Source organism: Paractinoplanes durhamensis (genome assembly GCF_016862175.1).
Classification (GTDB): Bacteria; Actinomycetota; Actinomycetes; order Mycobacteriales; family Micromonosporaceae; genus Actinoplanes; species Actinoplanes durhamensis.
This window is the reverse complement of the sequence record NZ_BOML01000021.1, coordinates 286,473-311,047: the sequence shown is the minus strand read 5'-3', so window position 1 is coordinate 311,047 and position 24,575 is coordinate 286,473. Positions and strand designations below refer to the sequence as shown.

The 24,575-nt window shown below is 72.0% G+C and carries 21 protein-coding genes; 10 read left to right on the top strand and 11 right to left on the bottom strand.

Annotation, left to right across the window (positions count from 1 at the left end):
- The first annotated feature begins 1 nt into the window (after position 1).
- On the top strand, positions 2 to 5,086 hold the full coding sequence (locus Adu01nite_RS13400) for a diguanylate cyclase (protein ID WP_203726948.1): 5,085 nt from the start codon (positions 2 to 4) through the stop codon (positions 5,084 to 5,086).
- Positions 5,064 to 6,536 carry a GGDEF domain-containing protein gene (locus tag Adu01nite_RS13395; RefSeq protein ID WP_203726946.1) on the top strand — a complete coding sequence of 491 codons (1,473 nt, stop codon included), beginning with the start codon at positions 5,064 to 5,066 and terminating at the stop codon, positions 6,534 to 6,536. The genes Adu01nite_RS13400 and Adu01nite_RS13395 overlap by 23 nt, the downstream gene beginning before the upstream one ends.
- Here the strand turns inward: Adu01nite_RS13395 and Adu01nite_RS13390 are convergent.
- On the bottom strand, positions 6,533 to 7,696 hold the full coding sequence (locus Adu01nite_RS13390; RefSeq protein ID WP_203726945.1) for an RCC1 domain-containing protein: 1,164 nt from the start codon (positions 7,694 to 7,696) through the stop codon (positions 6,533 to 6,535). The genes Adu01nite_RS13395 and Adu01nite_RS13390 overlap by 4 nt on opposite strands.
- Before the next feature lie 192 nt (positions 7,697 to 7,888).
- Between Adu01nite_RS13390 and Adu01nite_RS13385 the strand changes: the two genes are divergently transcribed.
- Complete coding sequence (locus tag Adu01nite_RS13385) at positions 7,889 to 9,292, top strand: OFA family MFS transporter (protein WP_203726943.1); 1,404 nt, start codon at positions 7,889 to 7,891, stop codon at positions 9,290 to 9,292.
- On the top strand, positions 9,289 to 9,396 hold the full coding sequence (locus Adu01nite_RS49105; RefSeq protein ID WP_438871076.1) for an MFS transporter small subunit: 108 nt from the start codon (positions 9,289 to 9,291) through the stop codon (positions 9,394 to 9,396). Before Adu01nite_RS13385 ends, Adu01nite_RS49105 begins: the two co-directional genes overlap by 4 nt.
- Before the next feature lie 7 nt (positions 9,397 to 9,403).
- Here Adu01nite_RS49105 and Adu01nite_RS13380 read toward each other — a convergent pair whose 3' ends face one another.
- On the bottom strand, positions 9,404 to 10,243 hold the full coding sequence (locus Adu01nite_RS13380) for a universal stress protein (RefSeq protein ID WP_203726941.1): 840 nt from the start codon (positions 10,241 to 10,243) through the stop codon (positions 9,404 to 9,406).
- Between the two features lie 174 nt (positions 10,244 to 10,417).
- On the opposite strand from Adu01nite_RS13380, the gene Adu01nite_RS13375 reads away from it, so the two are divergent.
- From Adu01nite_RS13375 to Adu01nite_RS13365, 3 genes are all read left to right on the top strand, one after another.
- The gene (locus tag Adu01nite_RS13375) at positions 10,418 to 11,077 is read left to right on the top strand and encodes a CBS domain-containing protein (RefSeq protein ID WP_203726940.1); all 660 of its coding nucleotides are present in this window, start codon (positions 10,418 to 10,420) and stop codon (positions 11,075 to 11,077) included.
- Positions 11,078 to 11,093: 16 nt separating this feature from the next.
- Positions 11,094 to 12,410, top strand: a complete 1,317-nt coding sequence (locus Adu01nite_RS13370; protein ID WP_203726939.1) for an APC family permease — start codon at positions 11,094 to 11,096, stop codon at positions 12,408 to 12,410.
- A gap of 142 nt (positions 12,411 to 12,552) precedes the next feature.
- The gene (locus Adu01nite_RS13365; protein WP_203726938.1) at positions 12,553 to 13,305 is read left to right on the top strand and encodes an alpha/beta hydrolase; all 753 of its coding nucleotides are present in this window, start codon (positions 12,553 to 12,555) and stop codon (positions 13,303 to 13,305) included.
- A 48-nt stretch (positions 13,306 to 13,353) separates the two neighbouring features.
- Here Adu01nite_RS13365 and Adu01nite_RS13360 read toward each other — a convergent pair whose 3' ends face one another.
- The 5 genes from Adu01nite_RS13360 to Adu01nite_RS13340 all read right to left on the bottom strand — a co-directional run bounded on the left by Adu01nite_RS13360 (position 13,354) and on the right by Adu01nite_RS13340 (position 16,887).
- The gene (locus tag Adu01nite_RS13360; RefSeq protein ID WP_203726937.1) at positions 13,354 to 14,133 is read right to left on the bottom strand and encodes an ABC transporter permease; all 780 of its coding nucleotides are present in this window, start codon (positions 14,131 to 14,133) and stop codon (positions 13,354 to 13,356) included.
- Complete coding sequence (locus Adu01nite_RS13355; protein ID WP_203726936.1) at positions 14,130 to 15,065, bottom strand: ATP-binding cassette domain-containing protein; 936 nt, start codon at positions 15,063 to 15,065, stop codon at positions 14,130 to 14,132. Before Adu01nite_RS13355 ends, Adu01nite_RS13360 begins: the two co-directional genes overlap by 4 nt.
- Entirely contained in the window at positions 15,062 to 15,919 is an 858-nt protein-coding gene (locus Adu01nite_RS13350) for a DUF4097 family beta strand repeat-containing protein (RefSeq protein WP_203726935.1), read from the bottom strand. The genes Adu01nite_RS13355 and Adu01nite_RS13350 overlap by 4 nt, the downstream gene beginning before the upstream one ends.
- Positions 15,920 to 15,971: 52 nt before the next feature.
- On the bottom strand, positions 15,972 to 16,490 hold the full coding sequence (locus tag Adu01nite_RS13345) for an Arc family DNA-binding protein (RefSeq protein WP_203726934.1): 519 nt from the start codon (positions 16,488 to 16,490) through the stop codon (positions 15,972 to 15,974).
- A gap of 79 nt (positions 16,491 to 16,569) precedes the next feature.
- Positions 16,570 to 16,887 (bottom strand): ArsR/SmtB family transcription factor, encoded by a 318-nt coding sequence (locus Adu01nite_RS13340; RefSeq protein ID WP_203726933.1) that lies wholly within the window; start codon positions 16,885 to 16,887, stop codon positions 16,570 to 16,572.
- A 52-nt stretch (positions 16,888 to 16,939) separates the two neighbouring features.
- Here Adu01nite_RS13340 and Adu01nite_RS13335 point away from each other — a divergent pair, with 52 nt between their 5' ends.
- The gene (locus Adu01nite_RS13335) at positions 16,940 to 18,217 is read left to right on the top strand and encodes an enoyl-CoA hydratase/isomerase family protein (protein ID WP_203726932.1); all 1,278 of its coding nucleotides are present in this window, start codon (positions 16,940 to 16,942) and stop codon (positions 18,215 to 18,217) included.
- On the opposite strand, the gene Adu01nite_RS13330 is transcribed toward Adu01nite_RS13335, so the two are convergent.
- From Adu01nite_RS13330 to Adu01nite_RS13320, 3 genes are read right to left on the bottom strand one after another with little or no spacing between them, the layout of a single operon-like run.
- On the bottom strand, positions 18,204 to 19,265 hold the full coding sequence (locus Adu01nite_RS13330) for a DUF2855 family protein (RefSeq protein ID WP_203726931.1): 1,062 nt from the start codon (positions 19,263 to 19,265) through the stop codon (positions 18,204 to 18,206). The two genes, Adu01nite_RS13335 and Adu01nite_RS13330, sit on opposite strands and share 14 nt — an antisense overlap.
- A gap of 18 nt (positions 19,266 to 19,283) precedes the next feature.
- Positions 19,284 to 20,477, bottom strand: coding sequence for a sensor domain-containing phosphodiesterase (locus Adu01nite_RS13325; RefSeq protein ID WP_239132366.1), 1,194 nt, complete (start codon positions 20,475 to 20,477; stop codon positions 19,284 to 19,286).
- Positions 20,437 to 21,384: a S1 family peptidase gene (locus Adu01nite_RS13320; RefSeq protein ID WP_239132365.1), complete on the bottom strand. Its 948-nt coding sequence runs from the start codon at positions 21,382 to 21,384 to the stop codon at positions 20,437 to 20,439. The genes Adu01nite_RS13325 and Adu01nite_RS13320 overlap by 41 nt, the downstream gene beginning before the upstream one ends.
- A 129-nt stretch (positions 21,385 to 21,513) precedes the next feature.
- On the opposite strand from Adu01nite_RS13320, the gene Adu01nite_RS13315 reads away from it, so the two are divergent.
- Positions 21,514 to 22,173, top strand: a complete 660-nt coding sequence (locus Adu01nite_RS13315) for a response regulator transcription factor (RefSeq protein WP_203726930.1) — start codon at positions 21,514 to 21,516, stop codon at positions 22,171 to 22,173.
- On the top strand, positions 22,170 to 23,240 hold the full coding sequence (locus tag Adu01nite_RS13310) for a HAMP domain-containing sensor histidine kinase (protein WP_203726929.1): 1,071 nt from the start codon (positions 22,170 to 22,172) through the stop codon (positions 23,238 to 23,240). The genes Adu01nite_RS13315 and Adu01nite_RS13310 overlap by 4 nt, the downstream gene beginning before the upstream one ends.
- A 39-nt stretch (positions 23,241 to 23,279) precedes the next feature.
- Here the strand turns inward: Adu01nite_RS13310 and Adu01nite_RS13305 are convergent, their stop codons facing one another.
- Positions 23,280 to 24,521: an ATP-binding protein gene (locus Adu01nite_RS13305; RefSeq protein ID WP_203726928.1), complete on the bottom strand. Its 1,242-nt coding sequence runs from the start codon at positions 24,519 to 24,521 to the stop codon at positions 23,280 to 23,282.
- Between the last annotated feature and the right edge of the window lie 54 nt (positions 24,522 to 24,575).

Here is a 24,575-nt window from a genome sequence, read left to right as displayed (position 1 = left end):
CGTGAACGAGCGGCAACAGACAGCGTATGCGCCACCGGTCCGCCTGCCCGAGGGCTTCGGTGACGACGTCGAGTTCGTTGCCGAGCTCGGGCGCGGCGCGGAGACCGCGGTGTACCGGATCCGGCGCGACGGCGTGGACTACACGCTGAAGGTGCTGCGCGACGCCGGCGCGGACACCGCGGCGGCCGGCTTCCAGCGCGAGGCCGCCCTGCTGGCCCGCCTCGATCACCCCGGAGTGCCGCGGGTGTTCGACGCCGGCTCCACCGACGGGACGCCCTACCTGGTGCTGGAGTTCGTCGACGGGCAGTCCCTCGCCCAGCGGCTGACCGCCGGGCCGCTGACCGACATCGAGCTGCGCCGGCTGGCCGCCGACGTGGCGGGCGCGCTGGCCGCCGCCCACCGGGCCGGCCTGGTGCACCGCGACATCAAGCCCGCCAACATCATCATCACCGGCTCGGGCCGGGCCCGGCTGATCGACTTCGGGCTGGCCGCCGCCCGCTCCAGCATCTCGCCGGACGAGGCCGTGATCGGCACCTTCAACTACTCCGCCCCCGAGCAGACCGGCATGCTGACCCGGGCCGTCGACGGCCGGGCCGACCTGTACTCGCTCGGCGTGGTGCTGTTCCAGAGCGCGACCGGCCGGCTGCCGTTCAGCGCCGACGACGTCGGGCAGCTGCTCGCCCTGCACGCCGGCACGCCCGCCCCCGACCCCCGCTCCTGGCGGCCGGACCTGCCCGCCGACCTCGCCGAGCTGATCGGCCGGCTGCTGGCCAAGGATCCGGACGATCGGGTGCAGACCGCCCAGGAGCTGACCGCCGAGCCGGCCGGTGACGGGCCCCGGCTGGTCGGCCGGGACCGGGAGCGGGCCGCCCTGGCCGAGCGCTGGCAGCGGGCCCGGGACGGCCGCGGCGGTGCGGTCCTGCTGCACGGCTCCGCGGGCAGCGGCAAGAGCGTGCTGGCCGCCCAGCTGGGCGACGCGGCCCGGGCGGCCGGCGCCCTGGTGCTGGCGGGCAAGTGCGACGACGACTCGGCGCTGCCGCTGGCGCCGCTGCGGGCCGCGATCGACGGCTACCTCCGCACCATCAACAACCTGCCGGCCGAGCAGCGCGGGGCCGCCGTCGAGGCGCTGCGCGAGGCGGCCGGCGTCGGGGCCGGCCTGCTGCGCCCGCTGTCGCCGACGCTGGCGCTGATGCTGGACGCACCCCGGCTGGCCGCCGACGAGCGGCACGACCAGTTCGCCGCGGCGGTCGCCTCGTTCCTGACCGCGCTGGCCACCCGGCGCGGCGGTCTGCTGCTGGTGATCGACGACGTGCAGTGGCTGGACGCGACCAGCAGCGCCGTGCTGCGCCGGCTCGCCGACGAGCTCGCGGACGCGCCGCTGCTGATCCTGGCGACCGCGCGGGACGACGACCCGGACCCGGTCGCGCCGTTCGACGCGGCCCTCGGCGACCTGATCGACCTGCGGGTGCGGGTCGGCCGGCTGCCCGACGCGAGCATCGCCGAGCTGGTGACCGGCTACCTGGCCGGGTCGGCGGTCAGCGCCGGGGTGATGGCCGAGCTGGCCGCCCGCGGCGGCGGCAACCCGTTCACCACCCTCGAATACCTGCACGCGCTCGTCGACGCCGGCGCCCTGCGCCCGTCCTGGGGCGGCTGGCAGCTCGACACCGGCCGGCTGCAGTCGATCGAGTTGCCCACCGACGTGTTCGAGCTGGTGCTGGCTCGCATCGGCGGGCTCGGCGAGCCGGTCGTGGAGATTCTCACCACGGCCGCCGCGATCGGCTCGGTGTTCGACGCCGGACTGCTCGCCGAGGTGGCCGGCCACGACCCGGGCCCGGCGCTGACCGGTGGCGCCCGGCGCGGGGTGCTGCACGCCGGCCCGGACGGCTACGCCTTCGTGCACGACCGGATCCGCGAGTCGCTGCTGTCCGCGGTCGACCCGGCCGGCCGGCGGCGGCTGCACCAGCGCATCGCCGAGGTCCTCGACGCCCGGGCCGGCACCGACCCGGCCGCCGTCTACGCGGTGGCCGGCCACTACGCCCAGGGCGAGCGGGACCGCACCCCGGACCGGGTGATCGCCACCGGCTGGGCCGCCGGGCAGCTCGCCTTGGCCGAGAACGCGCCGCGGGCCGCCCTCTCCTTCCTGCGCGCCGCGGTGGCGGTCGCCGAGGCCGGCGGCGGTGTGCCGGACAGCCGGTTCGACGAGGCGCTGGCCATCGCGTACCTCGCGGCGGGCCAGGCCGAGGCGGCCTGCGAGCGGCTGGAGCCGGCCCTGGCCCGGGAGACGGAACCGCTGCGCCGGGCCGCCCTGCTGCTGCAACTGGCCAACGCGGCCCGCCTCCGCTGGGAGCTCGAGCTCTCCATGACGTACGTCCATCGTGGCCTGTCCGAACTCGGCCGGCCGCTGCCCACCCACCCGGCCGCCTTCGGCCTGCTGACCGCCGGCCTGCTGGCGCGGTGGGTGTTCACCGGGGTGCCCCGGCCGCGCCGGCAGCCGGTCACCGGCGCCGCGGCCGAACGGTTGCTGCTGGAGATGGCGTTGTGCCAGACAGGCGTCACCGTGGCCTCGATGGGTCTGCAGCCGCAGTTCGCACCGGTCCTGACTCTGCGCCCGGCGCTCGCCGCGCATCGTCTCGGCGCGGGACCGGAGTATGCCCTCGCCTACACCGGCACCAGCCTGCTCGCCGGCTTCATGCAGTTGACGGGCCGGCGCGACCGGATCTTCCGGCGCGGCGCGGCGCTCGCCGCGACGATGCACGACCCGAAGCTGTCGGCGACGGTGGCCTGGATGCACGCGTTCGCGAAGGCCGCCGGCGAGGAGAAGACCTGGGCCGGGATGGGCCGGCTGATCGAGACCGAACGCCGCTGGATCGAGCTCGACTACTACTCCAACATGGCGCTGCTGCGCACCCACGAACTACTGGCCCAGGGGTACGCCCGGGAGGCGCTCGACTGGAACGCCCGCGGCCGGTCCCGGCTGTCCGGTTCCGCCGCGTTCATCGGGCACGACCTGGCCGCCGCGATGGCGCACAGCCTCCTCGGCCGCACGCCGGACGCCCCGCTCATCCCGGCCGGGGTGGCACCGCAGGGCGCCGACATCGGGTACTGGGTGCACTACCTGACCGCGGCGATGCAGATCGCCGTCGAGCAGGACGAGTTGGGCACGGTGCTGGACGACACGATGGCCGCCTTCGACCGGTTCGGCGTTCCGCTGGGCCCACTCTTCGGCACCCATCGGATGATCTTCGTGTACGAGTCGTTCGGCCGGATCACCCAGGCTCGCCGCCGGCCGGAGCTGCTCGGCGCGGCCACCGCGGCCGCCCGGCGGCTGGGTAAGGCGGCCAACGACCCGCTACTGCGCACCTACCACCAGATCGTCGAGGCGAACCTGGCCGAGCTGTCCGGCCGGCCGGACCGCGCGCTGGCCCGGCTGGCGCGGGCCGAACGGGTGCTGGCCGGCCTGGACGCGCCGCTCGCCCACTACGAGGCCGCCCGGGTCCGGGCCCGGGCACTGCGGGCGACCGGGCAGGAGAAGCTGAGCCGGCAGCAGGCGGACTTCGCGCTGCTGCTGGCCGAGCGGCAAGGCTGGGAGCGCCGGGCCCAGTGGATCCACCAGGAGTGGGGCAACCGGTCCGCCGGTGTGGTGCCGGATCGGCGCAACGACACCCAGCGGCAGCGCCTGTCAGCGGCCGGTGCCGACCGCTACCGGCGCCGGCTGGAGGCGCTGCAGCAGGTCAACGCGGCCGCGGCCCGGGTCCTCGACCCGCAGCGGCTGGCCCGGATCGCCCTCGACGAGACCCTGCACATGTTCGCCGCCGAGCGCGCGGTGCTGTTCCTGACCGGCGCGGACGGTGCGCTGCAGCTCAGCGTCGGCCGCACCGCCGACGGCGACCTGACCGAGCTGACCGGCTACTCGGCCAGCCTGGTCGAGCGGGTAAGCCTGGACCGGCAGCCGATCGTGGTCACCGGCGGCGACGAGGGCGCCGCGCTCGGCTCGGAGAGCGCCATCGTGCACGGCCTGCGCAGCATCATGATCGCCCCGCTGGAGCTGGACGGCCGTCTGCTCGGCGTGGTCTACCTGGACAGCCGGGTCGCCAAGGGGGTCTTCACCGATCAGGACGTCGACGTCCTCGCCGCGGTGACCAGCCAGGTCGCGGTGTCGCTGGAGACCGCCCGGACCGCCCAGCTCGAGGTGGCCGTGCACGCGGCCCGCCGGCAGCGGGACACCGCCGAGACGCTGCGGGTGGCGATGCTGGAACTGACCGCCACCCTCGACCCCGACCAGGTCCTGGATCTGCTGCGCGATCTCGTGCGGCGGACGATCGGCGCGGACAGCGTGCACATCGTCGACGCGCCCTCGGACCGCGCGGTCGCGGTTCCCCGCAACGGCACCGCCGCGGATGCCCCCGCCGACGTCACCGATCTGCTCGGCGGCGCGCCCGCTTGGCTGACCGTCCCGCTGAACACCCGCGGCGGCACCCACGGTGTGCTGGTGGCCGGCGGCGCCGAGTTCGACGCCGCGCAGCTGGACATCGCGGCCGCGCTCGCCGGGCAGGGTGCGACCGCCTACGACAACGCCCGGCTGTTCGCCCAGGTGCAGCAGCTGGCCATCACCGACGCCCTGACCGGCCTGTTCAACCGGCGGCACTTCACCGAGCGGGCCGGCAACCAGCTGGCCACGGCGCGGCGCAACAACCGCTCGCTCGCCGGGCTGATGGTGGACATCGACCACTTCAAAAACATCAATGACACGTACGGCCATGGGATCGGCGACGAGGTGATCCGGGCAGTGGCCGAAGCGCTCCGCGCGGTGGTACGTGAACCCGATGCTCTGTGCCGCTACGGTGGCGAAGAATTCGCGCTGGTGATGAGCGAGATGGAGGGCGACCCGATGGAAATCGCCGAGCGATTGCGCCGCACCGTCGCCGAACTCGACATCCGCGGGCCGGCCGGCCGGGTGGCCGTCACGATCAGCATCGGGGTCGCCGACCTCAAGCCGGACGACGACCTGGCGACCCTGCTCGGCCGCGCCGACGAGGGGCTCTATCGGGCCAAGCAGGACGGTCGTGACCTTGTTCGCGCCGGCTGACCGGCGGGTCCCGGCCGCCGCGGTGCCGGTCTTCGCCGCGCTCGCCGGGTCGGTGTCGGTCTTCGCGCCCGGCACCAACGCCGCGCACATCGCCTACCTCACCGGCTTCACGGTCGTGGTGGCCTGCGCGTGGCTGGGCCTGCGCCACATCTCCGGCCCGAGCCTCGGCGCCTACCGGCTGATCACCGCCGCGCTGACCGTCTGGCTGGTCGGCGACATCCTCTACGACCTGCTGGACCGGTTCGCCGGCCCGCTCGGCGACGTCACCCCGTCCGATCTGCTGTGGCTGTCCGGCTATCCGTTCCTGGTGGCCGGCATGGTCAAGCTGGTCCGGCTGCGGGCGCCCGGCCGGCTGCGCGAAGGTCTGCTCGACGCGGCCGCCATGACCACCGTGGTGGCCTGGTTGTTCTGGCAGTTCCTGATCCTGCCGGCGGTCGAGGAACAGACGCTGTCGCTGCCGGTGATCGTCGGGGCGCTCTACCCGTTCGGCGACGTGATGTTCTTCGCCGCCACCGCGATCCTGGTGTTCGCGCCCGGCTCCACCCGCGGCCCGGCCCGCTACCTGGTCACCGCGCTGGTCCTCACGCTGATCGGGGACATCAGCATCTCGCTGCTGCCGGTGGTGTTCCCGGACCTGTCCCGCTCGGGTCAGGCCGACCGCTTCGACGGGCTGCTGCTGCTCGCGAACAGCCTGCTCGCGGCGGCCGTGGTGCACCGGGACGCGGCCCGGGTCGCGGTGCCGGACAACAAGACCGATCAGCGGCTGCACCCGGCGCGGGTGGTGTTCCTCGGCATCGCGCTGGTGGTGCTGCCGACGGTGTCCGGTGTGCACGCGTTCAGCACGGTCGCCAGCCGGGTCTCGCTGTTCATCTCGATCGCCCTGCTGACCACGCTGATCCTGGTGCGCTTCGTCTCGGTGGTCCGCGAGCAGGAACGGATCCGGTCGGCGCTGGCCCACCAGGCCGAGCACGACCCGCTCACCGGCCTGTCCAACCGGGCGGCGCTGCGCGCCCAGGTGGAGCTGGAGCTGTTCCGGGCGACCGGGTTCGGTCCGGTGGTCTTCTATCTGGACCTCGACGGCTTCAAGCAGGTCAACGACGGGTACGGCCACGCCGCGGGCGACGAGATCCTGGTCGAGTTCGCCCGCCGGCTGGCCGCGACCATCCGCCCCGGCGACACCGCGGCCCGCCTCGGCGGCGACGAGTTCGTGGTGCTGGCCACCGAGGTCGTCGACGAGGCGGGCGCCCGGGCGTTCGCGGACCGGCTGCGGTCCCTGGCCGAGCAGCCGGTCCGATGGCACGACGAGACCCTGCACTTCGGGGTCAGCGTCGGGCTGGCGGCGTGCGGCCCGACCGACCGCCCGAGCGCGGACGCTCTGCTCGGGGCGGCCGACACGGAGATGTACGCCGAGAAGGTGGCCCACCGCCGGTCCCGGGCCCACGCGGGTTAGCTCAGCGTCACCTGGCCCGGGGCGGAGCGCTGGGTGGTGGTGCCGTCGCCGAGCTGGCCGTTCGCGTTGTTGCCCCAGCACCACAGCGTGCCGTCGGTGCGCAGCCCGCAGCTGTGGTAGTCGACGGCGAAGTCACCGGACCAGGTGGTGGCGGTGCCGACCCGGGTCGGGGCGTACCGGCTGGTGGTGGTGCCGTCGCCGAGCTGGGCGGCCATGTTGTTGCCCCAGCACCACAGGCTGCCGTCGGTGCGGGTGGCGCACACCGAGTTGTCGCCGGCGCCGACCTTGCTCCAGTTGGTGGCGGTGCCGGTCTGCAGCGGCAGGGTCTGGTAGGTGCTGGTGCCGCCGAGCTGCCCGTAACCGTTCTCCCCCCAGCACCACAGGGTGCCGTCGGAGCGGGTGGCGCAGGTGTAGGCGTACCCGGCGCTGACGCCGGTCCAGGTCGTGCCGGTGACCTGCGCGGGGGTGGCCTTGTAGTAGAGGATGCCGACGCCGAGCTGCCCGCTCGTGCTGTCCCCCCAGCACCACAGGGTGCCGTCGGTGCGGGTCGCGCAGGTGTGTGCGTAACCGGTGGTGACACTCGCCCAGGTGGTGGCGGTGTCGACCGGCACCGGGGCGGTCTCGTAGTAGATCGACGAGCCGGTGCCGAGCTGCCCGAGCCGGTTGAAGCCCCAGCACCAGAGGGTGCCGTCGGTGCGGACCGCGCAGGTGTGCGCGTCGCCGGCGCTGACCGTGGCCCAGTTGGTGGCGGTGCCCACCCGGGTCGGCGTGTTCTGGTTGGTGGTGGTGCCGTCGCCGAGCTGGCCCCGGCGGTTGCTGCCCCAGCACCAGAGCGAGCCGTCGGTGCGGGTCGCGCAGGTGTGCGTGGTGCCGGCGTCGACGGTCGCCCAGTTGGTGGCGGTGCCGATCCGCACCGGGGTGCTCCGGGCCGCGCTGGTGCCGTCCCCGAGCGAGCCGCTGTAGTTGCCACCCCAGCACCACAGTGTGCCGTCGGCCGGGATCACGCAGGTGTGCGCGTAGCCGACGGCCACGGTGGACCCGGCCGCGGGTGCGGCGGCCGAGGCCGGGCCGGTCAGGGCACCGAGGACCAGGGCGGCGATGCCGGTGGCGGTCAGCGCGGCGAGGACGAGTCGCCGCCAACCAGCCTGATGTTCGCTCATGCAGTCTCTCCAGACGGGGTCGAGGCCCGGACGTTTGGGAGCGCTCCCAGAAGCCTCCCCGTGATTCAAGCATCAGCCCTCGATATTGACCAGCGGCAATACATCAGAACTTGCACGAAGCGCCGGGTTGCCCAGCGGGAAGATCCGGCCGATGATGTTCATCAATGCCTTACGAGGGGTTGGGAGTCCGGGATGTCCCTGCTCACCGCACTCGACCGCAAGCACACCATCGCGCCCGAGGGTTACCGCCGCTGGCTGATTCCGCCGGCCGCGCTCGCCGTCCACCTGTGCATCGGCCAGGTCTACGCGACCAGCGTCTACAAGAATTCGTTCATCAAGCACTTCGACGCCAGCCAGACCTCGATCGGCATCATCTTCAGCATCGCGATCGTCATGCTGGGTCTCTCCGCGGCGTTCGGCGGCACCTGGGTCGAGGCGAACGGGCCCCGCAAGGCGATGTTCGTGTCGGCCAGTTTCTGGGCCACCGGCTTCCTGGTGGCCGCGCTCGGCATCGGCACGAAACAGCTGTGGCTGGTCTATCTCGGCTACGGCGTGATCGGCGGCATCGGGCTCGGCATCGGCTACATCTCGCCGGTGTCCACCCTGATCAAATGGTTCCCGGACCGGCCCGGCCTGGCCACCGGCCTGGCGATCATGGGCTTCGGCGGCGGGGCGCTGATCGCGAGCCCGGCCTCGAGACAGCTGCTTTCCGCGTACGACCCGAGCTACAACTCCGGCGTGGCCGCCTCGGTCGCCGACGGACGTGCGCTGGTGCTGCTGTTCCTGACCCTCGGCATCGCGTACTTCCTGATCATGATGTTCGGGGTCGCCAACATCCGGGTGCCCGCACCGGGTTGGCGGCCGGCCGGCTTCGAACCGGCCGCTGTCGCCGAGAAGCCCCTGGTCACGAACGCTCAGGTGTCGGCCGCGAAGGCCATCCGTACCCGCAGCTTCTGGTTCTTGTGGATCGTGCTCTTCTGCAACGTGACCGCGGGCATCGGCATCCTCGAGCAGGCCAGCCCGATGATCCAGGACTTCTTCCGCTCCGGCGGCGTCTCCAGCGTGAGCGTCGCGGCGGCCGGCGGTTTCGTGGGCGTGCTGTCGCTGTTCAACATGGCCGGCCGGTTCGTCTGGTCGTCCACCTCGGACCTGCTCGGCCGCCGCCCGATCTACATGCTCTACCTGGGCGCCGGCATGGCCATGTACCTGTTGCTGGCCACCGTGGGCGACGCCGCGACGGCGCTGTTCGTGGTGCTGGCCGGGGTGATCCTGTCGTTCTACGGCGGCGGCTTCGCGACGGTTCCGGCCTACCTGCGCGACCTGTTCGGCACCTACCAGGTCGGCGCCATCCACGGCCGCCTGCTCACGGCATGGTCGGCCGCGGGCATCGCCGGCCCGCTGATCATCAACGGCTTCCTGGACGCCCAGGGCAAGCCCGGCAGCCTGACGTCGTCGGCCTACCAGCCGGCCCTGTTCACCATGGTCGGCGTCCTGGCCATCGGCTTCGTCGCCAACCTGCTGATCCACCCGGTGCCGGCCCGCTACCACGAGCCGCCCAGCACCATTACTCCGCTGAAGAAGGAGGCCGCCGCATGAACACCCCGTCGATCCGCCTGCTGATCTCGTGGTTGCTGGTCGCCGTCCTGCTCGGCTACGGCATCGTCCAGACGGTGATCACCGCAGCCAAGCTCTTCGAATAAGCCCTGCTCAGGAGTGGGCGACCGCGACGGTGCAGGCGCTGTGCCGCAGGGCGTGCTGGCTCACCGAGCCGAGCAGCATGCCGCGCACCGCGCCGCGGCCGCGGGTGCCGACCACCAGCAGCTGAGCGGTGGTGCTCGCGGCGGCGAGCGCCGCCGCCGGGTGCTCGGTGACCGCCTCGGCCACGAACTCGACCTGCGGGTATTTCTCCGCCCAGCCGGCGAGGGGGTTGTCAGCAGCGTCGAAGGCGGCTTCGCCGGGGGTGAAGTCCCACGGGCTGGTCACCGGCGGCCGGGCGTGGATCACTCGGAGCGGCACGTTGCGGGCGGCCGCCAGTTCGGCGGCGAAGGCCAGTGCGGCCTGCGCCGACGGCGAGTCGTCGACACCGACCACGATCGGCGCGGCCGGCTGCTGGTCGCCGCGGACCACGATCACCGGGCAGGCGGCCTGGGCGCTGACCGCGACGCTGACCGAGCCGAGCAGGCCGGTGACGGCGCTGTGCCCGCGGCTGCCGAGCACGATCAGGCCGGCCTCGGCGGACCGCTCGATGAGCGTGCCGGCGGCGCTCGCCCGCTCGATGGAGATGCTGGTACTGACCTCGGGGTGGGTCAGCCGGGCGGTGGCGACGGCCTCGTTGAGCATGCCGTTGACGGCCCGGTCGGTCTCGCCGCCGGGCCACACCGGCGGGGCCGCGATGGTGGAGTTCGCCGGGGCCCAGGTCGGCCACTCATAGGCGAAGAAGAACTCGACCGGCGCGCCGGTCCGGCCGGCCTCGTCGAGGGCCCAGGCCGCCGCGGCCTTGGAGTCTGCGGAACGGTCGTAGCCGATGATGATTTTCTTGCCGCTCATGACGGGCGCTCCTTCTCGGGTGTCGCTTTCATCCTCAACGGCATCGACGCCGATGATCAGGGCGAACGGTCACAGCCGGACGGGCCGAAGGTCCCGACCCTCGTCAGGGGCCGAACGACCCTGCCCGGCAGATCGGACGGCTCCTAACGTCGAAGCTGACGAATGGAGGCCGTGATGAGGACCTGGAAAGTGGACGACGTGATGACCAAGGCGGTCGTGTCGGTGAAGGAGACCGCCTCCTACCGATCCGTGGTCGATCTGCTGACCATCAACCGCTTCAGCGCCGTGCCGGTCGTCGACGACTTCGCCCGGGTGCTCGGCGTCGTCTCCGAGGCAGACCTACTGCGCAAGATCGAGTACGCCGGAGACGAGAACCCGCGCATGTTCGAGAGCCGTCGCCGCCGCGGCGAGCGCACCAAAGCTCTGGCCGGCAATGCCCACGACTTGATGAGTACGCCGGCGGTGGTCGTCCTCTCCGGGACCACTCTCGCCGCCGCGGCCCGCCTGATGGACCGGGAGTCGGTCAAGCGCCTGCCCGTCATCGACGACCTGGGCCGGCTGATCGGCGTGGTGTCCCGCGGCGACCTGCTGAAGGTGCACCTGCGCCCGGACGACGACATCCAGCAGGACGTGACCGCGAGCGTGCCCCCGGCCGTCACGGTCGAGGTGACCGACGGCGTGGTGACGCTGACCGGCCGCCTGGACCGCTTCACCGCCGCCGACGAGGCGGCCCGCCGGGCTCGCCAGGTCGCCGGCGTCGCCGAGGTGGTCGACAAACTCGCCTGGGACGTGGACGACAGCAGCGGCATCGTCCCCGGCTCGATCTTCTACTGACCGATAGGGTCGGCCCGTGTCGACGAGTCGCGGATCGATCGGGCTGCTGACGTGTGTCGCCTTCGCGGTCGGCACGATGGTCGGGGCCGGCGTCTTCGTCCTGTCCGGCCTCGCCGTCGAGCGGGCCGGCCCGGCCGCGATCCTCTCCTTCGCGCTGGCCGGCCTGCTGGTGCTGCTGTCCGCCCTGTCGTTCGCGGTGGTGGCCGGCCTGGCCCCGCCCGGCGGCTCCGGATACGCCTACGTCGGCACCGCCCTCGGCCGGCAACTGGGCTTCCTGACATCGTGGGCGTTCTGGCTGGGCGGCGTGATCGGCGTCGCGTTCGTGCTGAACGCGTTCGGCAGCTACCTGCACGACTTCTTCGCCGCGGGTCTGCCCCCGCTCGCGGTGGCGCTGGTCGCCGCGGTGGTGATCGCCGCCCTCAACCTCGGCCCGGCGAGTCTGATCGGCCGGGCCGAGACCACCCTGGTCGGCGTCAAGGTCGCCATCCTCGCGCTGCTGATCGTCTTCGCCTTCGTGCATCTGGACCGGGCCCACTTCACCCCGTTCGCCCCGCACGGCACCGGCTCGGTGCTGACCACCAGCAGCCTGCTGTTCGTCGCCTACCTGGGCTTCAACGTGGTGACCAACATGGCCGGCGACGTCGACCGCCCGCAGCGGACCATCCCCCTCGCCATCCTGATCAGCATGGGCGTGGTCGCCCTGATCTACGCGGGCGTGGTGGTCGCGCTGCTGGCCGGCGGCATCACCGGCTACGACGAATCCAGCGTCGGCACCGCCGCGAAAAACCTGATCGGCGGCTGGGGCGGCATCCTCATCCCGATCGGCGCGCTCATCTCGACGCTGTCGGCGGCGAACGCGAACACGCTCGGCTGCTCCGAGGTGATGGTCCGGCTGGCCGCCGACCGGCAGGTGCCGACGGTGGCCGGCCGGCTCTGGCACGGCCATCCGGCGGTGAGCGTCCTGGCCGGCGCGGTCATCTCGGTCGCCCTGCTGCTGACCGGCGACATCCAGACCATCGTCGCGCTCGGCAACGTGGCCGCGATCGCCGCCATGGTGCTGGTCAACGCCGCGGCCGTAAAGGCCCAGCGCGACCCGGCGGCCGGCGGGATCCGGCTGCCCGGCGGCCCGCTGCTGCCGGCCCTGGGCCTGCTCACCGCGGCCGCCCAACTGGCCTTCATCACGTGGTGGCAGACCGTACTCGGATTACTGCTGGTGGTGGCCGGTCTCGGCCTGCACGCCCTGCGCGGCCGGCATCACCCGGCCCACCACGCGGAGATGATCGACCACCTGAGCCGCAACGCCGGTCCCGCGGGCCGCGCGCTGAGCAGGTAGCATGCGGACCGCCGTGACAGCACGCGAGGAGGTGAGACCCATGTCCGTGGTTATGCGATGGGTGCTCTCCGACTGCACGGTCGGGCGACTGACGTAGTTGTCGCCGGGAGCGCCGCACCGGCACTCCCGAAAGGCAACAACCATGCACAAGCTCCAGTTCACCGCGGAGACCTCGTCGGCCGGCATCCTCGAGCGCGACTTCGCGCTGGGTGCGATCACCGGCGTTCTCTGGTCCCCCGCCGCCGAGCACACCGCCCTGGTCCTGATGGGCCACGGCGGCGGCCTGCACAAGAAGGCACCAGGCCTGGTGGCCCGCGCCCGGGACACCGTCACCTCGTCCGGATTCACCGTGGTCGCCATCGACGCCCCCGGGCACGGCGAGCGCCCGCGCCGTGCGGTGGACGACCAGGCCCGTACCGATATCCGCGAAGCGGTGATGGCCGGCGACAACAAGCGGTTCGAAGAGGTCAGCATCCGCTACAGCACCGGGCTGGCCGAGCAGGCCGTACCGGAATGGCAGGAAGTTCTGGATGCTCTGCAGGAGCTGCCGGAGATCGGCCCGGCGGCGCCGATCGGCTACGGCGGCGGCATCTCGCTCGGCACCGCGATCGGGATCCCGCTGACCGCGGCCGACCCCCGGATCGCCGCCGCGGTCTTCGGCGGCGGGTTCTTCGCCCATCCGGCGCTGATCGAGACCGCCCGGCGGGTCACCGTCCCGGTCCAGTTCCTGCTCCCGTGGGACGACGAGCACGTCGACCGGCAGTCCGCGCTCGACCTGTTCGACGCGTTCGCCTCGACCGAGAAGACGCTGCACGCCAACCCGGGCGACCACCGCACCGTGCGCTGGCTCGGCCTCGACGAGAAGTTCCTGGCCCGGCACCTCGGCCGCGCCTGACCGGACAGGCTTCGGCGTCCGGTCCCCCACGGGGCCGGACGCCTCGCCTCAGCGGTTGTAGAGGCGCTTCGACCAGAGGTAACCGCCGAGGGCGATAGCCGCGCACCAGGCCAGGGCGATCCACGGCTTGTTGCCCACCGGCTCGGCCATCAGCAGGCCGCGCAGGGTCTCGATGATCGGCGTGAACGGCTGGTACTCGGCGAACCAGCGCAGGCCGGCCGGCATCGAGTCGGTCGGGACGAAGCCGCTGCCGAGGAAGGGCAGCAGTACCAGCGGCATCGGGGTGTTGCTCGCGGTCTCCACGGTCTTGGCCGCCAGGCCGAGCGCGACGCACAGCCAGACGAAGGCGAGCGCGACCGCCACCAGGAAACCGGCCGTGGCCAGCCAGCCGAGCAGATCGGCGTGCGGCCGGAAGCCGACCAGCAGCGCGACACCGGTGACGATCGCGACCGCGAACATCGCCTGGAGGATGCTGCCCAGGACGTGCCCGGTCAGCACCGAGACGCGGGCGATGTGCATGGTGCGGAACCGGGCGATGATGCCCTCGGTCATGTCCATCGCGATCGAGATCGCGGTGCCCTGGACCGTCGACATCACCGTCATCAGGATGATCGCGGGCGCCACGTAGTTGGCGTACTCGGCCCGGCCGCCGCCGAGCCCGGCGCCGAGCGTGCCGCCGAGCACGTAGACGAAGAGCAGCAGGAAGACGACCGGCATGAGGATCAGTGTCGCGGTCATCGACGGATAACGCTGCATGCGCTTGAGGTTGCGGCGCAGCATCGTCGCCGAGTCGCGCAGCGGGTGAACGGTCAGGGCGGGGGTGGTCATCGGGTCACCTTCTCGTCGGTGGGCCGGCCGGTGAGGGCGAGGAAGACGTCGTCGAGGTCGGGGGTGTGCAGGGACAGCTCGTCGACCGCGACCGACCGGTCGTCGAGCCGGTCGATCAGGGTCTTCAGCGCGCCCAGGCTGCCGTCGCTGGGCACCCGCAGGACGAGCGCGTCGTTGTCCCGCGAGGCCTCGCCGAGGATGCCGAGGGCGGCGTCCCGGTCCTGCTCGCCGGCGAACCGCAGCCGGACGTGCCCGCCGGGGATGCGGCGCTTGAGCTCCTCGGCCGTTCCCTCGGCGACCACCCGGCCGTGGTCGAGGACCGCGATCCGGTCGGCCAGCTCGTCCGCCTCGTCCAGGTACTGCGTGGTCAGGAAGATGGTGACGCCGCCGGCCACCAGGTCGCGGACGATCTGCCACATGTCCCGGCGGCCGCGCGGGTCGAGGCCGGTGGTCGGCTCGTCGAGGAAGATCACCTCGGGGCTGCCGACCAGGGTCATCGCCAGGTCGAGCCGGCGGGTCATGCCGCCGGAGTAGGACGACACCGGCTTGCCGGCCGCCTCGGCCAGGTCGAACTGGTCGAGCAGCTCGGCGACCCGCCGCCGGCCCGCGCTCTTGCCGAGGTGGTGCAGGTCGGCCATCAGCCGCAGGTTCTCCGCCCCGGTGAGCAACTTGTCGACCGCGGAGAATTGCCCGGTGACGCCGATCGCGGCGCGCACGGCGTCCGGCTCACGGGCGAGGTCGTGCCCGGCGACCCGGGCGTCACCGGCGTCGGCACCAAGCAATGTGGACAGAATCTTCACGGTCGTGGTCTTGCCGGCGCCGTTCGCGCCCAGCAGCGAGAAGACGGTTCCGGCGGGCACGCTCAGATCGATGCCGTCGAGCACGACCTGGTCGCCGAACGACTTGCGCAGTCCGGTCACGGCGATCGTCATGACTGTCCCTCCGAACGGGCGCGGCGGATGGTGATGTCGCCGTACGCGGTGCGGCCCCGCACCTCGACGGTCCGGTCGGCCTCGTCCGGCCCGAGCGCGTCGGTCAGCTCGTTGCGGACCTGCCCGAACCCGGTGGAGACCTCGAGCCAGGCGGCGGTGCCGGCGGCGATGCCGATGTCCAGGTCGCCGGCCGCGACGCCGAGCACGACCGAGCCGCGGACCACCTCGCCGAGCCGGATGCCGCCGTTGGACGTCTTCGCGTCGACACCGGCACCGGCGTGCTCGATGGCGATGTCGCCGTTGGCGTTGCGGACCCGCACGTCGCCGCCGACCGCGTCGATCCGGGTGTCGCCGTTGGAGTTCTTGACCTCGGCGCCGCCGGCGATCTCGCCGACCCGGATCTTCCCGGAGGCGGTGGAGATCTCGGCGTCGCCGGCGACACCGTCGACGGTGATGTGCCCGTGCCCGGTGTGCAGGTGCAGCGGGCCGGTCCGCTCCAGCACGACGTTGCCGGTCGACTTGATCCGGCACTCGCCGAGCCGGCCGACGCAGCGGAACTCGCCCCACTGCAGGTGCGCGGCGATCTGCGAGCCGGTGGGCAGCTCGATGGACACCTCGACCGCCCGGGTCTTGCGGGAGAAGTCGAAGACCCGCTTCGGGCCGATGAGCTGGAGGGTGCCGCCGGTGAAGTCGACCCGGATCTGCTCGGCCGCCTTCACGTCGGACTCCTCGGCCGGGTTGGCCGGGCGGACCTCGACGACGGTGTCGGTGCGGTCGCTCGCGACGATCCGCACGCTGCCGGCGGCGAACTCGAGATTGACGGAGATCGGTTCGGGCGTCTCGAATTTGGGCATGGTGGTCCCCACATCCTGAGTAGGTGAAGTGTTTTGGCTGGTGGGACGGGCTCTAGCGAACCCATCCGGTGAACCGCTGGGTGCTTCGCTTCTCGGCGGCGCGCGGCTCGGGGCGCTGCTGCGGATCGGACCGCTGCAGGGCGGCCGCGGCCGCCCGGGCCAGCCAGGCGTTGACCGACCGGCCCTCGCGGGCCGCGGCCTCCTCGATCGCGCCCTTGAGCTGCTCGGGCATGCGGACGTTGATCCGGGCGGCCGGGCCGTCCTCGGCGAAGGCCAGGTCGGCGTCCGGCTCGCGGTCGGTGGCATCGGATTCGACGGCCGCCGGGGCGGCCGGCTGGGTCACGACGAAGCCCGGCTCGCGGCCGCGCAGCCGCACCTCCACCGAGCCGGGCGCCATGTCCCGGGTGATCTCGTCGGCGGCGGCCGACAGCGCGTCCAGCAGGGTGATCCGGATCGCCGATTCGAGCGATCCGCTCAGGCGTTCGACCAGCGCACGCGATTCCGGGCCGCCGGCCTCAGCGAGCGTGGCGAACTCGCGGCCGAGGTTGCTCACATACGGGGTCAGGTCCATGTGTGCCATCGTGGCACAGCCGTGGCACACAAGCAAGCCAGAATGGCACCATACCGTGTGCCAAACGGAAAACCCCAGGTTACGCCGCGTCCCCGGTCGCCAGCGCGTCGATCAGGCCGGGGAAACGCGTCTCCAGCTCGGCGCGGCGCAGCTCGATGGTGTGGGTGCGGCCGGTCACCGTGGTGCGGGTCAGGCCGGCCTCGCGGAGCGTACGGAAATGGTGGGTCATCGTGCTTTTATGGACGCCGAAATTCCAGTGGGTGCCGCATTTCGCGTGCGGCCGGCCGTCCGCGAGGGTCTGCACGATCCGCAGCCGGATCGGGTCGGCGACCGCCCGCAGCACGTCGACCAGCGCGACCCCGGAGATGTCCGGGACCGGATCGTCGTCGCTCGCCATGCTCCACAGACTACCGTTGGACGTTCATCATACCTTCGCCTAGCCTGACGGTATGACGAACATCCAACAGTTCGGGTCGGTCCGCTGGGTCTGGGACGCCGACGGCGTGGTCACCGTGACCCTCGACGATCCCGGCCGCACCGCCAACATGCTCAACCGGCGGCACCTCGACGGCCTCGGCGCCTGCCTCGACGACCTGACCGCCCACCGGGACCGGCTGCGCGGCGTGGTGCTCACCTCGGCCAAGCGCTCGTTCATCGCCGGCCCGGAGTTCGTCCCGGCCGAGATCACCCCGGACGAGGCGGCCGCGACCTACGAGCTGCTGGTGCCGCTGCGCGACCAGGCGCGCCGGCTGGAGACGCTGGGCCGGCCGGTCGCCGCCGCGCTGAACGGCTCGGCGCTCGGCGGCGGCTTCGAGATCGCACTGGCCTGCCACTACCGGGTCGGGCCGGTGGATCCGTCGGTGATCTGGTCGCTCGCCGAGACCGGGATGGGCATCATGCCCGGTGGCGGCGGGGTGGTCCGGGTGACCCGGATGACCGGCATCGCCGCGACCGTGCTCGACATCGTCGGCCCCGGCACCGCCTTCCACCCCTCGTCGGCCCTGGCGGCGGGCCTGGTCGACGAGCTCGCCGACGACGTGGTGGCCGCCGCCCGGGCCTGGGTGCTCGCCCAGCCGGCGGGGTGGTTCACCCAGCGCTGGGAGCGTCCCGGCTACGAGATCCCGGGCGGCACCGCGCAGCCGGCCGGGCTGGCCGAGGAGGTGCGCCGCCGCTCGGCCGGTTCACCGGTCCGCGCCCTGGCCGCGGTGCTGGACGTGGCTTCCCGCAGCGCAACAGCCTCGGCCGAAGATGCTTTCACCATCGAGACAGCCGCATTTCGTACGCTCCTGAGCGCCCCGGAAATTCCGGCCCTGAGCTACCTCTTCTTCGCCATGCGCACGCTCGCCGACACCCCGGCCGCGGACGGATCGCACCCGGCCGACCTGAGCGAGTTCCCGCAGGTCGTCGCGAATCCGCTGGCCGCCGTGTTCTTCGCGCCGGACGCCCCGGTCGTCGAGATCCGCAGCGACTCCCCCGGCACCGCGGCCGCCGAGGTCCGCGCGAAAGGCGGCATCCCGGTCGTCATCCGGGCGGGCAGCGGCTCCCTCATCCGTACGCTCAAGGAAGCCGGACCCGACCCGGAAGCCATGACCACCGCCGCCCGCAGGGCAATCGACGCCGGTCTCGTCGTCGACCCGGCCGGCGCCGACGTCGCCTCCGTTCTTGCCGCCGGATACCCGGCGTGGACCGGCGGCGTCCTGCACCACCTGGCCGTCACATCCGGATGATGTGCCCGACCCGCGGCGGGGTGCGGCCGTCGAGGACCTCGAGCCAGACCCGGCTCAGCTCCTCCGGCCCCTCCCCGACGCTGATGTCGATCAACCCGCTCGCCACCCCGGCGAACCGCTGCCAGGCCTCGGCGAACCGCTGTTCGAGGCCGTCGCGACCCCAGTCCTGGCGACGCTTGCGCATCTGGACCGGGGCGAAGAAGACCTCGCCGGCGGCGGCCGCGTTCGGGACCTGGCTGGTGAGCCCGACCGCGACGTCCCGGACCAGCCGGTCGCCGAGGTGCGCCCGCAGCGCGGCGCGGGTGGCCGGCGCACCGGACAGGTCGAGGTAGCCGGTCGGCACGTTGGCCAGCGCGCCGATGTCGTCGTAGGAGACGACCTCGTCGTAGCAGCCGAGCGACCGGGTGAACGCGACGTTGCCCGGCGAGGTGAGCCCGATCAGGCGCGGGCCGCGGCCCTGCAGTTCCAGCGCCGCGGCGTACGCCGTCTTGCTCGACGCCGACGACAGGACGAGGGCCTCGGCGCCGTAGAAGTCGCTGTCGGCGACCTGGTCGGCGAGCATGAACGAGGTGTAGAACAGCGGCCGGAACAGGATCAGCAGGTCCTCCTGCTCGGGCCGGTAGACCGGATCGCCCTTGGTGGACCGGTAGACGTTGTAGGGCGACGGCAGATCGGCCCGATGGGCGCTGGCGTCACGGAAGCCGGTGTCGTCGATCCGGTCCGGCCGCACCACCAGGTGGCTCGCCGGCGGCAGGTAGCCGTAGACCCGCTCCCCGGTTTTGACCTCGGGCACCGCGGACGCGACCACCTCGGCGAACCCCCACAGCGGCGGCAGCCCCCAGTCGGCGGTCAGGCCGCGCGGCTCCGGTGGGAAGAACTCCCAGTAGCGCATCTGCTCGCCGAGCACCGCGTAGGTGATGTTGTTGGCGGTCAGCCCGACGCGGTCGATCTTCAGGACGACCTCGCCCTCCTCCGGCACTTCGCCCTCGACGAGCGTCGTCCGACCGAGATCTTTTCGCGCGACCGCGAAGGTCCATGACCGAGGCATGCCCTCGACGATAGTGCACTAGAAGTGCAGAATTCCAGCGCGGTATTCGTCACGCAGCGCTTCCGGGGTGGTGGCCCGGTCGAAGTGCCAGCCCTGGCCGAGGCCGACGCCCAGGCCGGTGAGGGTGGCGGCGTCCGCGCCGGTCTCGATCCCCTCCGCGACCACGGCCGCGCCGATGACGCCGGCCAACTCGGTCAGCGCCCGGACGACGGCGCTCAGCACCGGGTCGCCGGCCACCCCGGTGACGATGCTGCGGTCGAGCTTGAGGACGTCCGGGGCGGCGGCCACGATGTGCCGCAGCGACGAGAAGCCGGCGCCGACGTCGTCGATGGCGAGCCGCATCCCGCGGGCCCGGAACGGCGCGAGGATCAGCCGCAGGCCGTCGTAGTCCTCGATCGGGTCATGCTCGGAGAGCTCCAGCACGACCCGGTCGAGCGGCATCCGGCCCAGTACGGCCAGGCAGTCCGGGGTGGTCAGGGTCCGGGGCGACACGTTCATCGCGACGTAGCCGGAGACGTGCGGCAGGTGGGCCGCGGCCTGCTCCAGCGCCAGCACCTCCAGGCGCTCACGCTGCCCGATCAGCGCGGCCTCGGCGAAGACCAGGTCGGGTGGCAGGTTCCACTGCAACGGGAAGCGGCTCAGCGCCTCGGATCCGATCCGGCGCCCGGTGGCCAGGTCGACGATCGGCTGCAGCAGGACGACCGGCCCGCCGCCGTGGATCACCGGTTCGAGCCGGCTGCCGATCTCGGCGTTGCGCCGGTCGGTCCGCACGTCCGGCTCGATGATCATCGCGGCCGCGTGCGCCAGGACCTCCATCAGCGCCCGGTCGCGCTCGGCCAGGTCCCGGGAGGCGGCGAACCCGGCGGCGCAGAAGGTCCCGTAGACCGACCCGTCGCTGAGCACCACCGGCACCGAGATGAGGCTGCGGATCCCGTCCCGGACCGCCGGCAGCTCGGCCGCCGACGGGAACTCGGTGATGTCCCCGATGACCGCCGGAAGCCGCCCCTCCATGATCGCTTGACAGATCGAGGTCTCCTGCACCCGGGTGGACCCGTCGCACAGGTAAGCAGAGGTCGCCGGCTCGGCCACCTCGATGTGCTGGGTGACGCCGTCCATCCGGCTCAGGAACGCCAGGCTCAGCCCCAGCGACGACCGGGCGGCCCGAAGGAGATCAGCGAGCTGCTGCCCGGTCTCGCTGCGCTGCTGCACCATGAAGGTCTCCTCGGTAATGCACCGTCCGATCCACCACCATCGGGCGGCGCGGACGGAACCTGAGGAGACCGAGCATCGCGACCAGCACAACCACCGCGAGCACGGCCGGCCAGAGCCACCAGCGGTCGGCCGTCCCGCTCGGCTCGGTGGCGATGGTGGCGCCGATCCAGCCGCTGATGTTGTCGATCCGGGCGCTGGAGTCGCCACCCCGATGCGGGCAGGCCGGACCCGAGCTGACCAGGGCGACCAGTTCCTTGTTCTTGTTGAGCTCCCGGAAGTACGGGGCGCCGGAGTCGTGCCGGCACGGGCTGGTGTCCGCGTGCGGAGCCCGGCCGGAGGTCTCGATGAGGGCCGGCCCGACGCTGCCGACGGTGAACTGCCCCGTTTGCAGTCTCGTTGCCGGGTTGTCCTCGCTGTCGGTCATCAGCCCGAACCCGGCCAGCCGCACCACCTCCCCCACGACCGGCTCGGTGGTGCCGATCCGCAGCGGCGTGATGCCGGTGACCGCCGTCCTCAGCTCGGCGAGGGCGACGTCGGCGGTGTCCGACTGCCGCACCGCGACCACCTCGATCTCCTGACCACCCGGCCCGGCCACCCTGGTGCGGCCGAGCGTGGCCGTGGTCCGCCGGGCCACCGTTCGGCTGACCCGGCGGCCGCCGCGGTCCCGGAAGCAGTGCCCCGCGGTGATCACCCAGCGTGGCGCGACGAGCGCGCCGGAACAGGAGCTGTCCCGGGTCTCCCCGTTGTCGGCCGGCAGCCCGGTCATCGTGAGCCGGGCCGCGAACGGATACGCTCCGTCGCGCGCGTTCTGGCCGTTCGCGATCGCCTCCGCGGGCCGTGCGCCCCCGGCCGCGAAGCCCGCGGTCGCCAGCAGGACCACCAGACACGTGCGCAGGATCTTGAACAAGGGGCCCTCCGGTCGATCGGGTGGAGGGTGACCATCGTGGTGATCCGGCCGTCAGGTGCCCGTCAACGGCGTACTTATGAATCCTTTATCCCGGCTGTGCCAGGGTTTTGCTTTTAAGGGGGTCGTGGCGTGCGGGTGCTGGTGGCGGAGGACGAGAAGCTGATGGCCGATACGGTGGCGGAGGGTTTACGCCGGCTGTCGATGGCCGTCGACGTCGTCTACGACGGCGACAGCGCCCTGGAACGCCTGGGCGTCAACCGCTATGACGTGGTGGTGCTGGATCGGGACATGCCCGGCAAGACCGGCGACGAGGTGTGCCGGTGGATGGCCGCCTCCGGCCTGACCAGCCGGGTGCTGCTGCTGACCGCCGCCGCCGGCATCCGGGACCGGGTCGAGGGCCTGGGGTTGGGCGCCGACGACTACCTGACCAAGCCGTTCGCGTTCGCCGAGCTGGTGGCCAGGTTGCAGGCACTGTCCCGGCGGTCGGTCCCGGCCCTGCCACCGGTGCTGGAGCAGGACGGCATCGTCCTGGACGTCACCAGGCACACCGCCACCCGCGACGGCGGCGTGCTGACCCTCTCCCCGAAGGAGTTCGCCGTCCTGCACGTGCTGCTGCGGGCCGGCGGCCGGGTGGTCAGCGCCGAGGAGCTGCTGGAACAGGCGTGGGACGAGAACACCGACCCGTTCACCAACACGGTCCGGATGACGCTCATGACCCTGCGCCGCAAACTGGGCGACCCACCGGTGATCCACACCGTGCCCCGCACCGGATACCGGCTGGGCGCATGAGCATGCGATCCCCCGCCCGCCGCATCCTCCTGCTCTGCGCGATAGTGCTGCTGGCCGCCCAGTTCGCCCCGTCGGTGGCGGATTGGCTTTTCCAGACCGGCATGGCCTACCGGCCGTCCTGGTGCCGATGGAACACCACCTGCGGGGACGTGCTCTCCCAGTTCCGGAGCCTGGTCCCGGCGGTCACCCTGCTGGTGGTGCTGACAGCCTTGCTGGCCGCCAGCTGGTTCCTGGTGCGCTGGTGCCTGCGCCCGGTCCTCGACCTGGTCCCGGTGATCGCCAACGTGGGCCCGCAGAACCTCGGCCACCGCTTGCGCCCCGGCCCCGGCCGCAACGAGTTGGCCGTCCTGGGCCGGGCGATCGACGAGATGATGGACCGGATCGCGATCGGTTACGAGGCGCAGCGCCGCTTCGCCGCCGACGCATCCCACGAACTGCGCACCCCACTGGCGGTGCAGCGCACGCTGATCGAGGTGAGCATGGCCCGGGCCCTCACCGACGACCAGCTGACCCTGCTGACCGCCCAGCTGCTGGAGACCAACGAGCGCAACGAGCGCTTGATCGAGGGCCTACTGGTGCTGAGCGAGAGCGACCGGGGCTTGATCGCCCGGACTCCCCTGCGGCTGGACGAGATCGTGGCCGAGGTGGTCGAGAAGCACGAGATGGCGGCCGCCGAGGCCGGCATCACGATCACCACGACGCTGCAGCCGCGAATCGTCCTGGGCGAGCAGGTGCTGCTGGAGCGCTTGGTCACCAACCTGCTCCAGAACGCCTTGAAGTACAACCGCCCCGACGGCACGGTCGAGATCGAGGTAGCCGACGCCCCGGCCCTGGTGGTGACCAACACCGGCGACGACGTACCACCGAACGAGGTCTCCGCCCTGTTCGAGCCGTTCCGCCGCCGAGCCGCAGCCCGAATAGACCACAGCGGCGGTGCAGGCTTGGGCTTGGCAATAGCCCGCTCGATAACCCGAGCCCACGACGGCCTCATCGCCGCCACCTCAACCGGAAACGACGGCCTGCGAGTGACCGTGTCTTTCCCTGCCAGCCCAGGGCAGCTGCTATAGGCCCCTTCCTTGACACGGAAGATGTCGACGCAGTGGTCATCAACGTGACCACAGACCGGCTATGGGGACCGCGAGGATTCGTTCAGCCAGTCCGAAGACACGGGGGCCGCTGTGGACAAGAAGTCCCATGGCCAGCCTCGACCCAAGCCTCTCGCGCAGCCATTCGAGGTGGCGGCCATCCTCTCGGGACGGGGCGGCCGTCGCCTTGACCTCGATCGCGATGATCTGGCCGTCTCGCGCCTCGATAAGTAGGTCGATCTCACGGCGGCCGTTGGCATCTCGCAAGTGGTACATGTCCGCACCGACGACGCTGACGGCGCATTCGGCCCGGAACTGCGCCGCCACGAGCGTGTCCAGGATCCGGCCCAGCAGATCGCCGTCGCGCAGGGTGCGGCGGTGATCGACACGCAGGAGCGGGGCGATCAGCCCTGGGTCGATGAGGTACCGCTTGGGCAGACGCACCGCGCGGTCGATGAAATTGCCGGCCCAGGCGGGGACCCGCTGCGTGATCATGAGGCTGTCGAGCAGATTGTCGTAGCTGACGGCGGTGCGGCGGTCGATGCCGGCGGCGTCGTAGAGCAGTTTGTGGGTCGGAACTCCGCCGGTGTTGGCCGCCAGCATGTGGAGGTACTTCCGCATGCGGCCCGGATCGCGCGCGACACCGAGCGACGGCGCCTCCCGGGTGGCGAGATGGTCGACGTAACCCGTCAGCCACCGGTCGCGCGCGCGACCGGCGGGCACCCGCAGCGCCTCGGGCCAACCGCTGGAGAGCGCCTCGTCCACGTAATCCTGCAGGTCCCAACCAGACGCCGAATTTCCGAACGCGTCCGCGCCGTCGCTCAGGATCCGGTCGATCAGCGACGGTGAGGTGGGGTCGCCATGGCGTTCCCGGCTGACGAGTGGATACATCGTCAGGCGGACGATCCGACCCGTTGCGGGCCAGCCTGAAGTTGTGAGGTCAGCCTGCGATGATCCGGTCAGCACGAACCGCCCGGGCCGAGGATCGTCGTCCACAGCACGCTTGACGGCACCGAGCACCTCCGGCACCAACTGCCATTCATCGATCAGCACGGGCTCGGCAAGTCCGCGAAGCGCGGCATCGGGGTCGGCCCGGACGACGGCGGCCTGGGCGGGCACATCCAGACGGAGAACCGAGCCGGAGTGACGACGGGTCGTGGTCGTCTTGCCGCAGGCACGCGGACCAACGACGAGAGCTGCGGGATGAGCAGCAGCGACAGCGCCAAGCTCTGTGTCGAGGAGGCGAGGAACGTAGGCGCTCACGAAGGCTCCGATCCCGAAATAACACACGCGCCAATCACAAGATAGCACGCCCGG

What these genes read in the sequence shown, in the direction of transcription:
- Adu01nite_RS13390 (WP_203726945.1), bottom strand. Translation starts at nt 7,696, where the DNA reads ATGAGCGAACATCAGGCTGGTTGGCGGCGACTCGTCCTCGCCGCGCTG.
- Adu01nite_RS13385 (WP_203726943.1), top strand. Translation starts at nt 7,889, where the DNA reads ATGTCCCTGCTCACCGCACTCGACCGCAAGCACACCATCGCGCCCGAG.
- Adu01nite_RS49105 (WP_438871076.1), top strand. Translation starts at nt 9,289, where the DNA reads ATGAACACCCCGTCGATCCGCCTGCTGATCTCGTGGTTGCTGGTCGCC.
- Adu01nite_RS13380 (WP_203726941.1), bottom strand. Translation starts at nt 10,243, where the DNA reads ATGAGCGGCAAGAAAATCATCATCGGCTACGACCGTTCCGCAGACTCC.
- Adu01nite_RS13375 (WP_203726940.1), top strand. Translation starts at nt 10,418, where the DNA reads ATGAGGACCTGGAAAGTGGACGACGTGATGACCAAGGCGGTCGTGTCG.
- Adu01nite_RS13365 (WP_203726938.1), top strand. Translation starts at nt 12,553, where the DNA reads ATGCACAAGCTCCAGTTCACCGCGGAGACCTCGTCGGCCGGCATCCTC.
- Adu01nite_RS13360 (WP_203726937.1), bottom strand. Translation starts at nt 14,133, where the DNA reads ATGACCACCCCCGCCCTGACCGTTCACCCGCTGCGCGACTCGGCGACG.
- Adu01nite_RS13355 (WP_203726936.1), bottom strand. Translation starts at nt 15,065, where the DNA reads ATGACGATCGCCGTGACCGGACTGCGCAAGTCGTTCGGCGACCAGGTC.
- Adu01nite_RS13350 (WP_203726935.1), bottom strand. Translation starts at nt 15,919, where the DNA reads ATGCCCAAATTCGAGACGCCCGAACCGATCTCCGTCAATCTCGAGTTC.
- Adu01nite_RS13345 (WP_203726934.1), bottom strand. Translation starts at nt 16,490, where the DNA reads ATGGACCTGACCCCGTATGTGAGCAACCTCGGCCGCGAGTTCGCCACG.
- Adu01nite_RS13340 (WP_203726933.1), bottom strand. Translation starts at nt 16,887, where the DNA reads ATGGCGAGCGACGACGATCCGGTCCCGGACATCTCCGGGGTCGCGCTG.
- Adu01nite_RS13335 (WP_203726932.1), top strand. Translation starts at nt 16,940, where the DNA reads ATGACGAACATCCAACAGTTCGGGTCGGTCCGCTGGGTCTGGGACGCC.
- Adu01nite_RS13330 (WP_203726931.1), bottom strand. Translation starts at nt 19,265, where the DNA reads ATGCCTCGGTCATGGACCTTCGCGGTCGCGCGAAAAGATCTCGGTCGG.
- Adu01nite_RS13325 (WP_239132366.1), bottom strand. Translation starts at nt 20,477, where the DNA reads ATGGTGCAGCAGCGCAGCGAGACCGGGCAGCAGCTCGCTGATCTCCTT.
- Adu01nite_RS13310 (WP_203726929.1), top strand. Translation starts at nt 22,170, where the DNA reads ATGAGCATGCGATCCCCCGCCCGCCGCATCCTCCTGCTCTGCGCGATA.